The sequence below is a fragment of the Dyella sp. A6 genome (assembly GCF_036320485.1).
Classification (GTDB): Bacteria; Pseudomonadota; Gammaproteobacteria; order Xanthomonadales; family Rhodanobacteraceae; genus Rhodanobacter_A; species Rhodanobacter_A aluminiiresistens.
Genome location: NZ_CP132911.1, coordinates 759,909 through 775,009 on the forward strand (window position 1 = coordinate 759,909; position 15,101 = coordinate 775,009).

At 65.6% G+C, this 15,101-nt stretch carries 16 protein-coding genes and 1 pseudogene; 8 read left to right on the top strand and 9 right to left on the bottom strand.

The window, feature by feature from the left end; translation table 11 throughout:
• Positions 1 to 253: 253 nt before the first annotated feature.
• Entirely contained in the window at positions 254 to 2,101 is a 1,848-nt protein-coding gene (locus tag RA164_RS03135) for an alpha/beta hydrolase family protein (RefSeq protein ID WP_329742521.1), read from the bottom strand.
• Here RA164_RS03135 and RA164_RS03140 point away from each other — a divergent pair.
• Complete coding sequence (locus RA164_RS03140) at positions 2,100 to 2,342, top strand: hypothetical protein (RefSeq protein WP_329742522.1); 243 nt, start codon at positions 2,100 to 2,102, stop codon at positions 2,340 to 2,342. The two genes, RA164_RS03135 and RA164_RS03140, sit on opposite strands and share 2 nt — an antisense overlap.
• A 113-nt stretch (positions 2,343 to 2,455) precedes the next feature.
• The gene (gene lgt / locus RA164_RS03145; protein ID WP_329742523.1) at positions 2,456 to 3,349 is read left to right on the top strand and encodes a prolipoprotein diacylglyceryl transferase; all 894 of its coding nucleotides are present in this window, start codon (positions 2,456 to 2,458) and stop codon (positions 3,347 to 3,349) included.
• Positions 3,350 to 3,390: 41 nt separating this feature from the next.
• Here lgt and RA164_RS03150 read toward each other — a convergent pair whose 3' ends face one another.
• On the bottom strand, positions 3,391 to 4,407 hold the full coding sequence (locus RA164_RS03150; protein ID WP_329742524.1) for a TIGR00266 family protein: 1,017 nt from the start codon (positions 4,405 to 4,407) through the stop codon (positions 3,391 to 3,393).
• 112 nt (positions 4,408 to 4,519) lie between these two features.
• On the opposite strand from RA164_RS03150, the gene RA164_RS03155 reads away from it, so the two are divergent.
• The 6 genes from RA164_RS03155 to RA164_RS03180 all read left to right on the top strand — a co-directional run bounded on the left by RA164_RS03155 (position 4,520) and on the right by RA164_RS03180 (position 8,286).
• Positions 4,520 to 5,314, top strand: coding sequence for a thymidylate synthase (locus tag RA164_RS03155; RefSeq protein WP_329742525.1), 795 nt, complete (start codon positions 4,520 to 4,522; stop codon positions 5,312 to 5,314).
• A 250-nt stretch (positions 5,315 to 5,564) separates the two neighbouring features.
• Entirely contained in the window at positions 5,565 to 6,053 is a 489-nt protein-coding gene (locus RA164_RS03160) for a dihydrofolate reductase (protein ID WP_329742526.1), read from the top strand.
• Positions 6,054 to 6,062: 9 nt separating this feature from the next.
• Complete coding sequence (locus RA164_RS03165) at positions 6,063 to 6,476, top strand: (deoxy)nucleoside triphosphate pyrophosphohydrolase (RefSeq protein ID WP_329742527.1); 414 nt, start codon at positions 6,063 to 6,065, stop codon at positions 6,474 to 6,476.
• Positions 6,477 to 6,533: 57 nt separating this feature from the next.
• Positions 6,534 to 6,812 (top strand): putative signal transducing protein, encoded by a 279-nt coding sequence (locus tag RA164_RS03170; RefSeq protein ID WP_329742528.1) that lies wholly within the window; start codon positions 6,534 to 6,536, stop codon positions 6,810 to 6,812.
• Between the two features lie 8 nt (positions 6,813 to 6,820).
• Positions 6,821 to 7,771 carry a DMT family transporter gene (locus RA164_RS03175; RefSeq protein ID WP_329742529.1) on the top strand — a complete coding sequence of 317 codons (951 nt, stop codon included), beginning with the start codon at positions 6,821 to 6,823 and terminating at the stop codon, positions 7,769 to 7,771.
• Positions 7,768 to 8,286 (top strand): adenine phosphoribosyltransferase, encoded by a 519-nt coding sequence (locus RA164_RS03180; protein WP_329742530.1) that lies wholly within the window; start codon positions 7,768 to 7,770, stop codon positions 8,284 to 8,286. Before RA164_RS03175 ends, RA164_RS03180 begins: the two co-directional genes overlap by 4 nt.
• Here RA164_RS03180 and RA164_RS03185 read toward each other — a convergent pair.
• The 7 genes and pseudogenes from RA164_RS03185 to RA164_RS16650 form a co-directional block, all read right to left on the bottom strand.
• Positions 8,280 to 8,879, bottom strand: coding sequence for a DUF3501 family protein (locus RA164_RS03185; protein ID WP_329742531.1), 600 nt, complete (start codon positions 8,877 to 8,879; stop codon positions 8,280 to 8,282). The two genes, RA164_RS03180 and RA164_RS03185, sit on opposite strands and share 7 nt — an antisense overlap.
• Positions 8,880 to 9,006: 127 nt before the next feature.
• The gene (locus RA164_RS03190; RefSeq protein WP_329742532.1) at positions 9,007 to 10,350 is read right to left on the bottom strand and encodes a (Fe-S)-binding protein; all 1,344 of its coding nucleotides are present in this window, start codon (positions 10,348 to 10,350) and stop codon (positions 9,007 to 9,009) included.
• Positions 10,351 to 10,432: 82 nt separating this feature from the next.
• The gene (locus RA164_RS03195) at positions 10,433 to 10,852 is read right to left on the bottom strand and encodes a rubrerythrin family protein (protein WP_329742533.1); all 420 of its coding nucleotides are present in this window, start codon (positions 10,850 to 10,852) and stop codon (positions 10,433 to 10,435) included.
• A gap of 108 nt (positions 10,853 to 10,960) precedes the next feature.
• Positions 10,961 to 11,941, bottom strand: a complete 981-nt coding sequence (gene oxyR, locus RA164_RS03200; protein ID WP_329742534.1) for a DNA-binding transcriptional regulator OxyR — start codon at positions 11,939 to 11,941, stop codon at positions 10,961 to 10,963.
• A gap of 140 nt (positions 11,942 to 12,081) precedes the next feature.
• Complete coding sequence (locus RA164_RS03205; protein ID WP_329742535.1) at positions 12,082 to 13,995, bottom strand: S8 family serine peptidase; 1,914 nt, start codon at positions 13,993 to 13,995, stop codon at positions 12,082 to 12,084.
• 118 nt (positions 13,996 to 14,113) lie between these two features.
• Positions 14,114 to 14,329 carry a YadA-like family protein gene (locus tag RA164_RS16645; protein WP_459553953.1) on the bottom strand — a complete coding sequence of 72 codons (216 nt, stop codon included), beginning with the start codon at positions 14,327 to 14,329 and terminating at the stop codon, positions 14,114 to 14,116.
• Between the two features lie 147 nt (positions 14,330 to 14,476).
• Positions 14,477 to 14,878: pseudogene (locus RA164_RS16650) on the bottom strand (YadA family autotransporter adhesin); the annotation flags it as partial.
• Positions 14,879 to 15,101 lie beyond the last annotated feature (223 nt).

Below are 15,101 nucleotides of genomic sequence, written 5' to 3' on the forward strand. Positions count from 1 at the left end.
CCTGCGCCAGCCGCGGCGGGCCGGTTTCAGGGCACGTTTTTGAGAGACATGCAGCCCTTGGGGAGAGGGTGTGCACGCAGTGGCATCGTCACGCTTGGGGGACTGACGATGTAATCACGACGTTAAGGCAAAGTGATATGGGAGTGCAAGATCCTGCGCAGCAGGGCGTCTCGATCCGGCGTGGCTCATGCGAGGCGCAGGCAAGGATGCGATGGGCGTTCGCGCCACCGCATCCTTGCCGGAGATGTACCGATCAGTGGGTCGTGGGCACGCCCGGACCGATGTATTTGGCCAGGAACGCCTGCAGGTGATTGAGCATGTCGATGTTGTTCTGCACCGAGTAGAAGCCGTGCCCCTCGCCTGATTTGACCAGCCATTCGAACGGCTTGTGCGCAGCTTCCAGTGCCGCGCGCATGGCCTTGGCCTGGGCATAGGGAGCGCGCTGGTCGTCCTTGCCGTGGATCAGCAGTACGGGAACATCGATCTTGTCGGCCAGCTTGTCGGGGGAGTTGGCGGCAAGATCGGCGTCGTTGCTGCCAATGGCCAGCTTCAGGTAGCTGCGGCCGGTCTGATGCTCCCTGATGTCGCCTTTCTTGTACATCATCGCCAGGTCGTAGACGCCGGCGTAGCCCACCGCGCACTTGAACAGGCCGGGGGCACGGATCACCGACATCATGGCCGAATAGCCGCCGAAGCTGGCACCGTAGACGCATACCCGTTTCGGATCGGCATAGCCCTTGGCTTCGGCCCACTTCACGCCGTCGATCAGGTCCTGCTGGATGCGTGTGCCCCATTTCTGGTAACCGGACTGCTCGAAGGCATAGCCGCGTCCACCCGACCCGCGATAGTTCACCTGCAGCACCAGATAGCCGCGACTGGCGAGGAACTGTGCGTCGTTGTCGTAGAACCAGCTGTCGCTGATGCCATGCGGGCCGCCGTGCGGCAGCAGCACCATCGGCAGGTTGTTGATTTCCGCATGGGGCGGGATGGTCAGGATGGCCTCCAGCGTGGTGCCGTCGCTGGCGGTGAAGTGCATGGGCACCCGTTCGGCCATCTGCGCGGGGTCGACCCATGGCTCGGCGGCGAACAGTTTGATCACCTTGTAGTGGTGCGTGTCGATCAGGTAGTACGAGCCGGGGTCGCGGTCGCTGCTCACCGAGAACAGCAGTTCGCTGCCGTCGTCGCTGTAATTGATGAAATCCACGAACTCGCCGGGGAATTTCTGGCTCAGCGCCATGTAAAGCTTGGCTGCGGGAAGGTTGGGTGCGATGTAGTGCACCTGGGGCGTGCCGGTTTCGTCGATGGTGGCAAACGGCTGCAGCGGCGGTGCCGTCCACTCCACATCGCCCACACTGCCGAAACCACCGTGGGCCAACATGCGGCGGTCGCCGCCGTTCTCATTCTGTTCGACCAGGTCGCTCGGCGCGCCATTTTTGCTGTTGTAGGCGTAGACATCGGTACCGTCGGGTGCCATCCGGATCGGTACGAAGCGATCATCGCGCGCCACGCCGTTGTAGAGCGCCCAGCCATTGTTCTGGCGATGGTAGACGACATAGTCGTATTTGCTGTTGGTGCCGTAGGCGAAGTGCGGCGAGCCATCGTTGCCGACGATGAAGTCGAGGTCGCCGACCCCGATGTCGGCGATCAGGTGACGCACACTGCTGGTCGCATCCACGTCGTAGAGCCAGCTGTGGTCGTTGCTGTTCCACAGCTGGGCTTCCATGTAGAAATGGCCGTTGGCGGGCGTGGGCAGCCCATCCACCGAGCCCCATCCGCGATCGGCTTCACGGGTGTCACCACGACTGCCGTATTTGTCGGACTGGTAGCCGAAGAGGTAGTCCTGGTGTTTGCCGTCGACATCGGTGGCGATGATTTCGCCGGTGCTGTACGGCTTGTCGATGGAGCCGTACTCCTTGCCCTTGACGATGATCAGTCGTGTCGAACTCACCCACTCGATATCGACCGGCAACTCGAACTTGGGCATGCGCAGTAGGCTGACCGGATGACTCATGTCGGAAACCGCGTAGACCACCAGGGCGTGTTCGTTCCCTTGGTCCATACGCAGGGCAATATGCTTGCCGTCGGGCGAGAGCCTGGGCATGGACAAGCTGGCGTGGCGGGCAAAGGTTTCGACCGGCAGGCGGTCGGTCGAGGCGGCCATGGCGGCCACGGAAAGCGAGAGACAGCAGGCGGCCATCATGGCGCGCATGATTCGGCTGGGCATCGATTTTCCCCTGGTAACCTTGAGTTGCGGCCGTTCCATGCCCATCGATTCCCCCGCGCATGGCGCGGCCGACCCGACCGAGTCTAGCGAAGTTCGCGGCATTGTGGTCAATGCTTGATCAGTCACATCCCCGGCAGGCTGCCATCGCGATGCAGAAAGCGGTTGGGGAACCGTTCTGCCGGAACATGGGGCGAGCCGCTAAACTGGCGGCTTTCACACGGCCGGATCCGCATGACGCACCCTTACGTCGTTCATTTCAACCCGGTGGCCTTCCACCTCGGTCCGGTGCAGGTGCACTGGTACGGTCTGATGTATCTGCTGGGCTTTCTGGCCGCGGTGGTGCTGGGCGAATACCGCCGTCGCCAGGGCCGCCTGCCGGTGAGCCGGGAAGCGCTCAGCGACCTGTTCTTCTACGGCATGATGGGCGTGATCATCGGCGGGCGCGTCTGGTACATGCTGTTCTACTACGCCGGTGGTCTGCCGTGGATCTGGCACGATCCGCTGGCACTGTTCAGGGTGTGGGACGGTGGCATGAGCTTCCACGGCGGCCTGCTCGGCGTGCTGGTCGCCTCGTTGTGGTGGTCGCGCCGGTACAAGCTGCACTTTTTCGACACGGTGGATTTCGTGGCGCCGCTGATTCCGATCGGCCTGGGGCTGGGGCGCATCGGCAACTTCATCAATGGCGAGCTGTGGGGCAAGCCCGGCACGGTGCCGTGGGCGATGATCTTTCCCGAGGCGCACGGTGAGGACCTGCAGTACGTGGCCAGCCATCCGTCCTGGGCGCCGCTGCTGCAGCGTTATGGCGGGTTGCCGCGCAACCCTTCCGAGCTGTACGAGCTGACGATGGAAGGCATCGTGATGTTCGTGGTGCTGTGGCTGGTCTCTTTGAAACCGCGCCCGCGTTACCTGGTGTCCGGCCTGTTTTCGCTGATGTATGGCGTGTTCCGCTTCGCGGTGGAATTCGTGCGTGTGCCCGACCCGCAGCTCGGTTACCTGTTCGGCACCAGCTGGGTGACGATGGGACAGATGCAGTCGCTGCCGCTGATCGTGGTTGGTGTGGTGCTGCTGTGGATGTCGCGGCGGGCACCGACGCTGCCGCTGGCGGACGTCGCCGCGAAAGCCTGAGCAGGGCGTCCCCCGGTCTGCAGACCGGGGGACAGATGCAGTCAGTAGTTCTGGTCGCCGCCGATCAGGTCACCCAGCCCGCCCAAGATCGAGCCTTCGCCCCGGCGCTGGTTGCCACCCTGCGGCGCCGCCGCCAGCATGCGTCCGGCCAGGCGCGAGAACGGCAACGATTGCAGCCACACCTTGCCAGGTCCGGTCAGGCTGGCCAGGAACACGCCTTCGCCGCCGAACAGCATGCTCTTGATGCCGCCGATCGGGCGCACATCCATGCTCACCGTGTCGTGGAATGCCACTACGCAGCCGGTATCCACGTCCAGCCGTTCGCCATAGGCCAGCTCGCGCTCGACCACGGTGCCGCCGGCGTGCACGAACACCCAGCCGTCGCCTTCCAGCTTCTGCATGATGAAGCCTTCGCCGCCGAACAGGCCGGTGAGGATGCGGCGCTGGAAGAAAATGCCCAACTGCACGCCGCGTGCTCCGGCGAGGAAAGAGTCCTTCTGGCAGATCAGCCTGCCGCCGTGGTCGGACAGTTTCATCGCCATGACGGTGCCGGGGTAGGGCGCGGCGAATGCCACCTTGGCCTTGCCGCTGCCAGTGTGGGTGAACACGGTGGTGAACAGGCTGTCGCCGGTGAGCACGCGCTTGCCGGCCGAGAACAGCTTGTCCATCAGGCCGGCATTCTGGCCGGCACTGGAACCGTCGCCAAACACCGTGTCCATCTGCACGGACGCTTCCTTGTACATCAGGGCACCGGCCTCGGCGACCGCGCTTTCGCCCGGGTCCAGCTCGATCTCGACGAACTGCATCTCGTGCCCGACGATGCGGTAATCGATCTCGTCGGCAGCGCCGTGCAGGCCGGCCGGTACCGGCGGCGGCGCGGCAAAGCCTTCGTCGCCGGCAGCCAGTTCGGCGGTGTCGCGGATCGGCCTCCATTCGGTGAAACCCTCGCGCCAGCAGTAGCCGTCCGGCTGACGCCTGGCCTGGGCGCGCGCGGCCGCGTCGTCGAGCGGGCCGATGCGTTGCGAATTCTTGCCGTAGCTGAAATACCACTGCGCCATGATGTTTCGTCCGGTGGTTGAAAGGGTTTCAGTCTAGGCGGCGCCCCGGCCGCCTGCGAGTGACCGTTGTCATGGACCGGCCGCCGGCGGGCGTATCGGCTATCCTTCGTTCATGCGCGCTTATCTCGACCTGCTCCGCCACGTTCTCGACCATGGCGCCGAGAAATCTGATCGCACCGGCACCGGCACGCGCAGCGTGTTCGGCTGGCAGATGCGTTTCGATCTCGGCGAAGGCTTTCCACTGGTCACCACCAAGAAGCTGCACCTGAAGTCAATCATCCACGAGCTGATCTGGTTCCTGCGTGGCGACACCAATATCGCCTACCTAAAGGAACACGGCGTCAGCATCTGGGACGAATGGGCCGATGCGCAGGGCGATCTGGGGCCGGTCTACGGCAAGCAGTGGCGCGCCTGGCCGGCGGCTGACGGGCAGGCGGTCGACCAGATCCGCTGGGTGGTCGACGAGATCCGTCGCAATCCCGATTCACGCCGGCTGATCGTCAGTGCCTGGAACGTGGGCGAGCTTTCGAAGATGGCGCTGATGCCCTGTCACACGCTGTTCCAGTTCTACGTGGCCGACGGCAAGCTCAGCTGCCAGCTGTACCAGCGTTCGGGCGACATTTTCCTGGGCGTGCCGTTCAACATCGCCAGCTACGCCCTGCTCACCCACATGGTGGCGCAGGTCTGTGGGCTGGGTGTGGGCGATTTCGTGCACACCCTGGGCGATGCCCACCTGTACAGCAATCACCTTGAACAGGCGCAGCTGCAGCTCACTCGCGAACCGCGCCCGTTGCCGCGACTGGTATTGAACCCCGAGGTGCGCCGGCTGGAGGACTTCCGCTTCGAGGACATCGCCATCGAAGCTTACGCCCCGCACCCGGCGATCAGGGCTCCGGTGGCGGTGTAGCGGCAGCCCTGCAGCCGCGCATGCGGCGGAAGCCGGTTGTGTCCCGCGAAGAACCCGTGCCGGTCGCGAAATGGTGGCATGTACGGCCCTCGCCCGGCTCGGCTGGGTCCGGTCATCCGTGGCGTCGGGCCGCCGATTGCACGAGTCATGTCCGTTCGACCTCGCGACTGGCTACAATAGGCGGTCAGGATGAGGCGGCCGTGCCGTTTTGGCATATGCCGTTCGACCCACCTTTTCCTCTGGAGCACCAATGGCCATTTCCTTGATTGCAGCGCTGGACGAGAACATGGCCATCGGCCGCAAGGGCGAGCTGCCCTGGCACCTGCCGGACGACCTGCGCTGGTTCAAGCAGCTGACCGTCGGCAAGTACGTGCTGATGGGTTACAACACTGCCGTGTCGATCGGCCGGGTGTTGCCCGAGCGCACGAATCTGGTGCTTTCGCGCAAGCATGAGGCGCCGTTCCCCGGGCAGATCACCGTGCGCTCGTTCGACGAGGCGCTGGCGCGCAGTGGGGGTACCGGGCTGATGGTGATCGGTGGTGGCCAGGTATTCCGCGAAGCGTTGCCGTTCGCCCGTCGCATGTACCTGACCTGGGTGAATGCCGCGATCGACGGCGCCGATACCTTCTTCCCCGGCGTGCATTTCAGCGAATGGACCGAAGTCTCGCGCACGCACCACAAGAAGGACGCGGCGCACGCCTACGATTTCGACATGGTCGAATACGTCCACGGCAGCTGAGCGGCTCCGATGGATGCGCGTCCGTCGCCGCTGCATGTGATGGCTGGCGCGCTGATCGATGGCCAGGGCCGCGTGCTGCTGGCGCAGCGCCCGCCTGGCAAGCATCTGGCCGGTGCCTGGGAATTTCCCGGCGGCAAGCTCGAACCCGGCGAAAGCCCGTTGCAGGGCCTGGCGCGTGAGTTGCGCGAAGAGCTGGGCGTGGCGATCGATCCGTCCACGGCAACCCCGCTGATCCGGGTACCCTGGCAGTATGGCGAGCGGCAGCTGCTGCTCGACGCATGGTGCGTTACCCGCTGGCAGGGCGAACCGGCATCGCTGGAAGGTCAGGCCTTGCGCTGGGCCGAACCGGCCGGTGTCGATGCGCTGTCGCTGGCGCCGGCCGATCGCGTCATTCTGCAGGAACTGCTCGGGCTGTCGCACTGAGTGCCGGCCTGCGTGTCGTCGCTTGCAGGCGCCGTGGCGCAGCGGTAGCGTGCGTCCATGCACATCGTCTACCGAGCCGAAAACCTGTTCGACGCCCATCTGGTGCGGGACGCACTGGAACGCGCGGAGATTCCGGCCTTCATCAGCGGCGAATACCTGATCGGTGCGGTCGGCCAGCTGCCGGCCCGTGATTACATGACCGTATCGGTGCCGGAGACTTGCCTGCCGGAGGCCGAGACCATCGTGCGCCAGATCGAGGCGATGCTGGTCGAGGCACGCGAAGCCCTGGCCAGCATGGACGATGCCGCGGACGGCATGACGCCGGCGGCCTGCTGAATCCAGCCATGAGCGCATCGATGTCCGACGTGCCCGTGCACGCCGTGCCGGAGCTGTCGGCACGTGGCGCGGTCGTGCGCATGGGCGTGGGTGCGGCAATGCTTTCCAGCACCAGCATTTTTGTGGCGCTGGCTCACGTGCCGCCTACCGTCTCGGCGTTCTATCGCATGCTGTTCGGCGGCGTGGTGCTGCTTGCCTGGGTCGCACTGCGCGGGCAGTGGCGCAAGATCCATCTGCGCGATATCGGCTTGGCACTGCTGCCTGCCTTGGGTTTCGCGGCCGACCTGGCGCAATGGCACCACAGCATTCTCTGGGTGGGGCCGGGCGTGGCGACCCTGCTGACCAATGTGCAGGTATTCCTGCTGGCCCTGGTGGGCGCCTTGTTCTATCGCGAGCGGCTGGCCCGCGGGTTCGTGCCGGGCATGCTGTTGGCGATGGCGGGCTTGTGGCTGCTGGTCGGTGTCCACTGGGAGGTGCTCGACGAGCGTCATCGTCTCGGCGTGTGGCTTGGCCTGGGCAGCGCTCTGGCTTATACGCTTTATCTGCTCAGTTTCCGGAGTGCGCTGTCGGGACGGACGCACATGTCGGCAGCGCAGTTGCTGGGCCTGATGAGCCTGCTCAGTGCCGTGCTGCTTTGGCTGCTGGGATGGTGGCGCGGCGACAGCTTCGCCCTGCACGGCCTGCGCAACTGGAGCGCCCTGCTTGGACTGGGGCTTTTCGGTCAGGTACTGGCCTGGCTGTTGATCGTGCGGGCGATGCCGAACCTGCCGGCCTCGCTGGTGGGCTTGCTGCTGTTGCTGCAGCCGTCGCTGGCATTCGTGCTTGACGTGCTTTTGTTCCACCGGGCCACGTCGGTGGCGGACTGGCTTGGTCTGGTGCTGGCGCTGGCCGGTATCCTGCTGGGTGCGTGGCGGCCACGCCGGCGCCCCGTCATGACGACGACCGAGGAAACGACATGAATCCGATCGAAGACCTGATCCGCGCCGTACCGGATTTTCCCTCGCCGGGTGTGCTGTTCCGCGATGTCTCGCCCCTGCTGGCCGACGCGGCGGGCTTTTCCCGTTGCATCGAGCAGCTCGCGGCCCCGTGGCGCGAGCATGATGTGCAGGCGGTCTGCGGGATCGAGTCGCGCGGTTTCATCTTCGGTGCCGCGTTGGCCAGGGAACTCGGGGCTGGTTTCGTTCCTGTACGCAAGGCCGGCAAGCTGCCGCCGCCGGTGCGTGGCGTGGACTACCAGCTGGAATACGGCAGCGACCGGCTCGAAATGGCGGTCGGTGGCCTGCATGCCGGCGAGCGGGTCTTGCTGGTGGACGACGTGCTGGCCACGGGCGGCACGTTGGTTGCGGCGCGGACACTGGTCGAGCAGTCCGGTGTCGAGCTGGTGGGGGCGGCAGTGGTGATCGAGCTGGCCGCTCTCGACGGACGCGCACGCTGGGCGGGTGATGTCCCGCTGCAGGCGCTGCTGAACTACTGAGCGGGCGCGTCGCCCAGGAAATCCGCTGCGAGCATGCAGCGTTGTTCGGGCGTGAGGGTTGCCTGCACGCGCAGCTCCGGCAGCGTCGAGGCCAGGCTCACGGCTGCGCCGGCATTCCAGTCCGCGATCATGCCGCTGTCCAGCTCGAAGCGGAGGAAGTGCACGGCGGCCGTCTTTTCCTCGTTGCTGCGTTCCATGTCCTCGTCGGCGATGGCAATGGCCGGTTCATGGCCGTCTACGGTCAGCGTCATGTGGTGCTCGATGTCGCGCAGGCGCACCAGCGCGCGCTTGCGCTCGTCCACGTCGTCGTAGCCGATCAGCAGGGTAGCCTTGAGGTTGCCGCCGTCGGGGATCAGCGGGTTGTAGGCGTCGAGTTCGTCCTGGATGCCGGCGGGTTCGAAGATCCGTTCAATCCGCAGCATCTCCTGTATCTGGTACTGGATGGTCATCCGGTCCTCGAAGATCAGGGTGAGGTGATCGCCCAGCTGCACCGTGCGCTTCTTCTTGTGCGCCATCACACGGGCGCGGAAGTCGGTGCGCTGCTGTGCATAGTCTTCGAGGGAAAGCAGGTCGCTGCGGACGAGTTTGTTCATGGGCAAGGTGCAGGTCGTGAATGGGGGCGAGAGGCGAGTGTGGGTCGTGGGAAGTGATGAGTGAGTGAGTCGACCGGGGCGGGTCGTAGTGCGCTTTCCCGCATCACACCCCTTTCCACAGGTATCCTCAGATACCGTAGGCCTTGCGCAGCAGGCTGAGTGGATGCTCCGCCTCGGGCTTGTCGTTCAGGCCGTGGGCGATGTGGCTGCCGGCCATCGGGCAGTCGCTGGTGAAGTGGGTCGGCTCGGCCTGGGCCACGCGTGTTTCCACCGGTTTGGCCAGCTTGCGCGACAGCGCATAGGTTGCATGTTTCACGCCGTAGGTGCCGTCGTGGCCGGAGCAGCGTTCGATGGTGACGACTTCGGTGTCCGGCACCAGCTGCAGGATCTCGCGCGTCTTCGGTCCGATCTTCTGCACGCGCTGGTGACAGGGCACCTGCCAGGCGACCTTGCCCAGCGAGCTGCTGAAATCGGTCCGCAGCAGCTCGGCCCGGTGGCGCTCGGCAAGGTATTCGAACGGGTCGAAGAAGCGGTCGCGGACCAGCGCCACGTCGGGATCGTCGGGAAACATCAGCGGCAGCTCCTGCTTGAACATCAGCACGCAGGAGGGGATCGCCGCGGTGAAATCCCAGCCGTCGCGCGCCATCGCCGCCAGCACCGGGATGTTGCGCTCCTTGTACTTTTGCACGGTGTCGAGGTCGCCGAGCTCCAGCTTCGGCATGCCGCAGCAGCTCTCCTGCTCGACCAGCCGGGTCGGGATGTCGTTGTGCGCCAGCACGGCAGCCAGGTCCTCGACCACGCCCGGGTCGGCGTGGTCGCAGTAGCAGGTGGCGAAGATCGCCAGCCTGCCGCGCGTGCGCCCGGCCGGTTGCGCCTCGCCACGGCCGTCGAGTGCGCGCAGTCGCTTGCGCGCGGTGGGTGTTTGATAGGTTGGCACGCGCGCCTGGGCATCCACGCCCAGGGTCTTTTCCAGCAGCTTGCGCGCGACGCCATTGCGGTTGGCCGCATTGATCGTCTCGACCACGACCGGAATCGACGCCAGCTTGCCCACCGCGCGGGTGTTGGACAGGATCTTCGCCGACAGCGGTGCACCCTGTTCGCGGAAGCTCACCGCCTTGGCGCGCAGCATCAAGTGCGGAAAATCCACGTTCCACGGATGTGGCGGCGTGTACGGGCACTTGGTCTGGTAGCACAGGTCACACAGGTAGCACTGCTCGACCACCTTGGGGTAGTCGGCCTTGTCCACGCCATCGACCTCCATCGTCGTCGATTCGTCGATCAGGTCGAACAGGGTGGGGAAGGCGTGGCACAGGCTGACGCAGCGACGGCAGCCGTGGCAGATGTCGAACACGCGCTCCAGTTCCGCCTCGAGTGCGGCATGGTCCCAGAACGCGGGTTCCTGCTGGCCCAGCGGGTGCCGGGTGGGGGCTTCGAGGTTGCCTTCGCGGATGCCGTCGACGGGGTCGGCCATGGGCTTCTCCATGGGCACCGCGGCGCAGCGCCCGGTCCGTTGCACACCGGTGGCCGGCGACCGGTGGCCGCCGGGGCACCGCTCAGTTGAGCTCGTTCAGCGCCTTGCTGAAGCGGTTGGCGTGCGAGCGTTCGGCTTTTGCCAGGGTCTCGAACCAGTCCGCGATCTCGTCGAAACCTTCCTCGCGCGCGGCCTTGGCCATGCCGGGGTACATGTCGGTGTACTCGTGGGTCTCACCGGCGATGGCGCTCTTGAGATTCAGGTGGGTTTCGCCGAACGGCAACCCGGTAGCGGGGTCGCCCACGTTTTCCAGGTATTCCAGGTGGCCGTGGGCGTGGCCGGTTTCGCCTTCGGCGGTGGAGCGGAACACGGTGGAGACGTCGTTGTAGCCTTCCACGTCGGCCTTGGCCGCGAAATACAGGTAGCGCCGGTTGGCCATGGATTCGCCGGCGAACGCGTCCTTCAGATTCTGCTCGGTCTTCGAGCCTTTCAGATTGCTCATGACATCACCTCGTGGCGTTGGGCTGGGAGGACAATGCTTGAGTGGGCGGTGCCCAGACATGGCCGAGCGTAGTCGCCCGGGGTGGGCCGATGAAATTGATTGTCTCGATCAGTCCGATTGACGGCGGCTATGGCCACCAGCACGGCTCTTGGCCGCTGCAGCTACCGGCGGCGAGGCGGCACTGTGCGCATCGAGCAGGGTTTTCGGCAGCTCCTTGAACACCGCGGCAAGCTGCTGCAGGAAATCGGTCATCGCCGAACTCTTGCGCCACAGCATGGCAATGCGGCGGCTGGGCGGCTGGCTGCCGCGGAACTCGATCAGGTGCACGTTCGGCGTATGCGCCACCGGCGGCTTCACCGCCAGCGTGGGCAACAGGGTGATGCCTACGCCCGCGGCCACCATCTGGCGCAGGGTTTCCAGGCTGGTGGCGCGGAACCCGGCCTTTTCGCCGGCACCGGCCAGGTGGCAGACCTCCAGCGCCTGGTCGCGCAGGCAGTGACCGTCCTCCAGCAGCAGCAGGCTCTGCGTCGTGAGGTCGGACAGCTTCAGCGAAGGCCGGCTGGCCAGCGCATGGGTCTGCGGCACGGCCAGCAGGAACGGTTCCTCGAACAGGAATTCGGCGTGCAGGCTGTCCTCGTGAACCGGCAGCGCGACGATGCCCGCGTCCAGCCGACCCTCGTGCAGGCGGCGCAGCACCTCCTCGGTCTTTTCCTCCACCAGCAGCAGCTCCAGCCGGGGAAAGCGCTGGTGCACCATCGGCACCACGTGCGGCAGCAGGTAGGGCGCCAGAGTGGGAAAGATGCCCAGACGCACCGTGCCCGACTCGGGGTCCAGCGTGCGCCGTGCGATGCCCCTGATCTGTTCGACGTCGTTGAGCACGTCGCGCGCGCGCGCCGCGATTTCGCGGCCGACATCGGTAAGCAGCACCTTGCGTGGCGTGCGTTCGACCAAGGCCACGCCCAACTCGTCCTCCAGCTTGCGGATCTGCGTGGAAAGCGTGGGCTGGCTGACGAAGCAGGCCTCGGCGGCACGACCGAAATGGCGGTGTTCGGCGAGGGCCACCAGATAGTGCAGGTCACGCAGGTTCATGGGAATGCCTTTGATAGCTTCAGGCTATTACCTTGCTACCGGTGATCGATTTTGGCAATACATATGCGGCTGGCTGCACGACGAAGAAGCCCCAGCACGGGCCGGGGCTTCTTCGGGACCAGATGTGTCCGAGTCGGGATTCAGAGCGAGTAGGTTCCCAGCAGCCTGAGGCCCGCATAGTTGCTCACGCCCACGATACGGATGTAGTACGTGGTGGCCGTGGGCGTCGCGATGACCGCCGTTTCGGTGTTGCCGGGGCGGGCCGAGGTGATGTCGGCGTCGCTGCCGTCTGCTGCCGGGACCGTGCCGGCCTTCACGTACATGGTCACGTTGCCGGTGCCGCCGAAACTGCGCAAACTGAGCCTGGTCGCACCCGCCGGAACGGTCAGCGCATACAACTGCGAGGTACCGGCGCTGCCGCTCTGGTCCGAAAGCACGGTGCCTTCGGTCAGCGTGATGGCACTGGGATCGACGCCGCCACCGCTGCCGCCGTTGATCGCAAGATTCACGGCAGCGGCTGCATCCAGGATGCCCGCGCCGATCGGCTGGTCCTCGGTCACCGGAAAGGCTCGCGCGGAGTTGACCAGGATGTCCTTGATCTCGGCCGGAGTCGACAGGGGCATGCCTGCGGCTTTTTCCGCGCCGAGAATCATCGCCACTGTACCGGTGACGTGTGGGGCGGCCTGCGAGGTACCGGCCATGCCACCGTAGGTGGCATTAACCGGCGTCGTGGTGCCGCTATTGATCGCCGACCATACGAAACCATCCTGCACCTGGGTACCGCTGCTCGCGTCATTGGCGTAGACGCCGCCGCCCGGGGCCGACAAGGTCACATCGTTGCCGTAGTTCGAGTAGAAGGCACGCTTGCCGGTGATGCCGTTGGACGCCACGGTAATCACGCCCGGGCAGCTGGCTGGGGTGAAGGTGGATGCATCCACGTCACTGTTGCCGGCAGCGACCACCACCGTGGTGCCGCGGGCGATGGCATCGGCAATTGCGGTGCCGGTCACGTCGCTGGCCGAGCAGGTGCCGCTGCCGCCCAGGCTCATATTGATCACCTGTGCCGGGTTGGTGTTGTCCGGGACGCCGGAGACCGTACCGCCGGAGGCCCATTCGATCGCATCCGCGATGTCCGAGGTGTAACCGCCGCAATGGCCGAGTGCACGAACCGGCAGTACCTTGGCCGAATGCGCGATGCCGGCCATGCCGGTACTGTTGTTGGTCAGCTCGGCGATGGTGCCGGACACATGGGTGCCATGCCAACTGCTGTTCTTGGCTGGACTGCCGCTGGCGCACTCGTCTGCCGTGGTCCAGTCGCCGGTATCCCAGCCGCCGGCCACGCGGCCATTGGTGGTACGGCCAGAGATCGCGGCGTCGGTGATGAAGTCGTAGCCCGCGTCGGCCAGCGACTCGTCGATGTCCGGGTGTGCGGTGATGCCGGTGTCGATCACCGCCACAATGATGCCCGCGCCATCGGCTACCGGCCAGGCGTTGGCGACATCCGCACCGCCGGTGGCATTGTTGAAATGCCATTGGTACGAGTAGTAGGTGTCATTGGGAGCGCCGGTGAAAAGGTCGCTGGGCGCGACGACGGTGTTGCTGGAGATGTCGCGGACGAGATGCATCATCACGTCGGCCTCGACATGCGCCACTGCTGGATCCGCAGCGATCTGCCCCATCAGCGTGGCGGCCTCGCTGGCATTCAGTTTGCGCGAGGTACGCACCAGTTGGGCGCCCATCGCGAGCTTGCGCATGTACGACACCGTCATGCCCGGCACCGCCGCACCGGTGCTGCTGCGGGTGGCCATGCCGAAGCCGGCCCGGCTGACCGCGGCGCGGATGTTCTGCGCGACGGCCGCGCCACTGGTGCTTTCAGTGCTGCCCTTGCGGTAGGTGACGATGAAGCGGTCGTACTGCTGCGAGTTGGTCAGCGTGCGCAGATTGACCTTGGCGGCCAGTGCTGGCGTGCTGGTGGTGGCTGCATGGGCAAACGGCATCGCCATCAGCAGGGCCGATGCGAGCAGGCATATGTGAAGCGAACGAGTCGTAGACATGTGTTTCCCCGATAAAGTTGATGGATGGATAGGGCCATCTCGGTTCGGCTCCCGGCGTTCCCACATGGGGCGTGGTGGCGCCGGAACCTGGTTCAGGCATCCCGCCTGGTGGCTGGGGTTACCAGCCGAAACTGACGCCGACGCTGGCAGTCGACTCGCCGCCGCCGGCCACCGAGCCGCCGATCAGCACTGCACCGTTGCCCGGCAAGCGATGGGCGTAGCCGACCGCGAGTGCTCCCTGGCCGTGGTAGCCGCCGACCGCCGCACTCACGCGGTTGTCGGTGTTCGGGGCGGCAGCGATCGCACCGGCCATGCCGGCCATCGCCGAGCCCATCGCCCCGACCCGGTCCAGACGGGTGTTGACGGTGTGGAACTGGTTGTTGACCGAACTGCGGAAGGCATCGAAGTTGTCGCTGCTGACCAGGCCGGAAAGCTTGCTGTCGGTATAGGCGTTGGCGCTGCTCAGGGTCTTCTGGTCGCCGCTGTCGGCATAGCTCTGAGCGGTGGAGATCGCCTCCGAAGTAGCGCTGTCGAGCTGGCTCTTGTTGACCGCGTCGGTAGCCTGGGTGCCCGCAGCCACATTGGTGATCTGCCGCTCGCTGCCAGCGGCACCCACCGACACGGTGTTGGCGCGGTCGGCCACCGAGTGGGCGCCCAGTGCTACCGCGTTGTCTGCGGTAACCGAGGCAGCCTGGCCGATGGCGGTGCCGGAGGCATTGGACACCGAGCTGTCGGCGCCCACGGCTACGGCATTGGTGGCGCTGGCGGCGATGCTGGTGTTGTTGCCGATCGCCGTGCTGCCATCGGCATCGATCCTGGCGTTGATGCCAAATGCCGTGTCGCGGGTGTCCTTCGCCTGGCTGTTACCGCCCACTGCAAGGCCGTTGCCTCGGCCGGACTGGACGCCGTTGTTGTTCAGTTGCGGGAGGCTCTCGAGCGTGTCCAGGCGACCGTTCATCGCAGTCATGCTGTCGATGGCGCCGGACAAGGCGCTGTCCAGCGCACCCATGGCATCGCCCACGTTGAAGTAGGTGTTGCCCTGCACGCTGAAGTTCGGCGTGTTGATCAGGCCGTTGGCGCCCATCGAGATGCCGCCGCCGATGGTG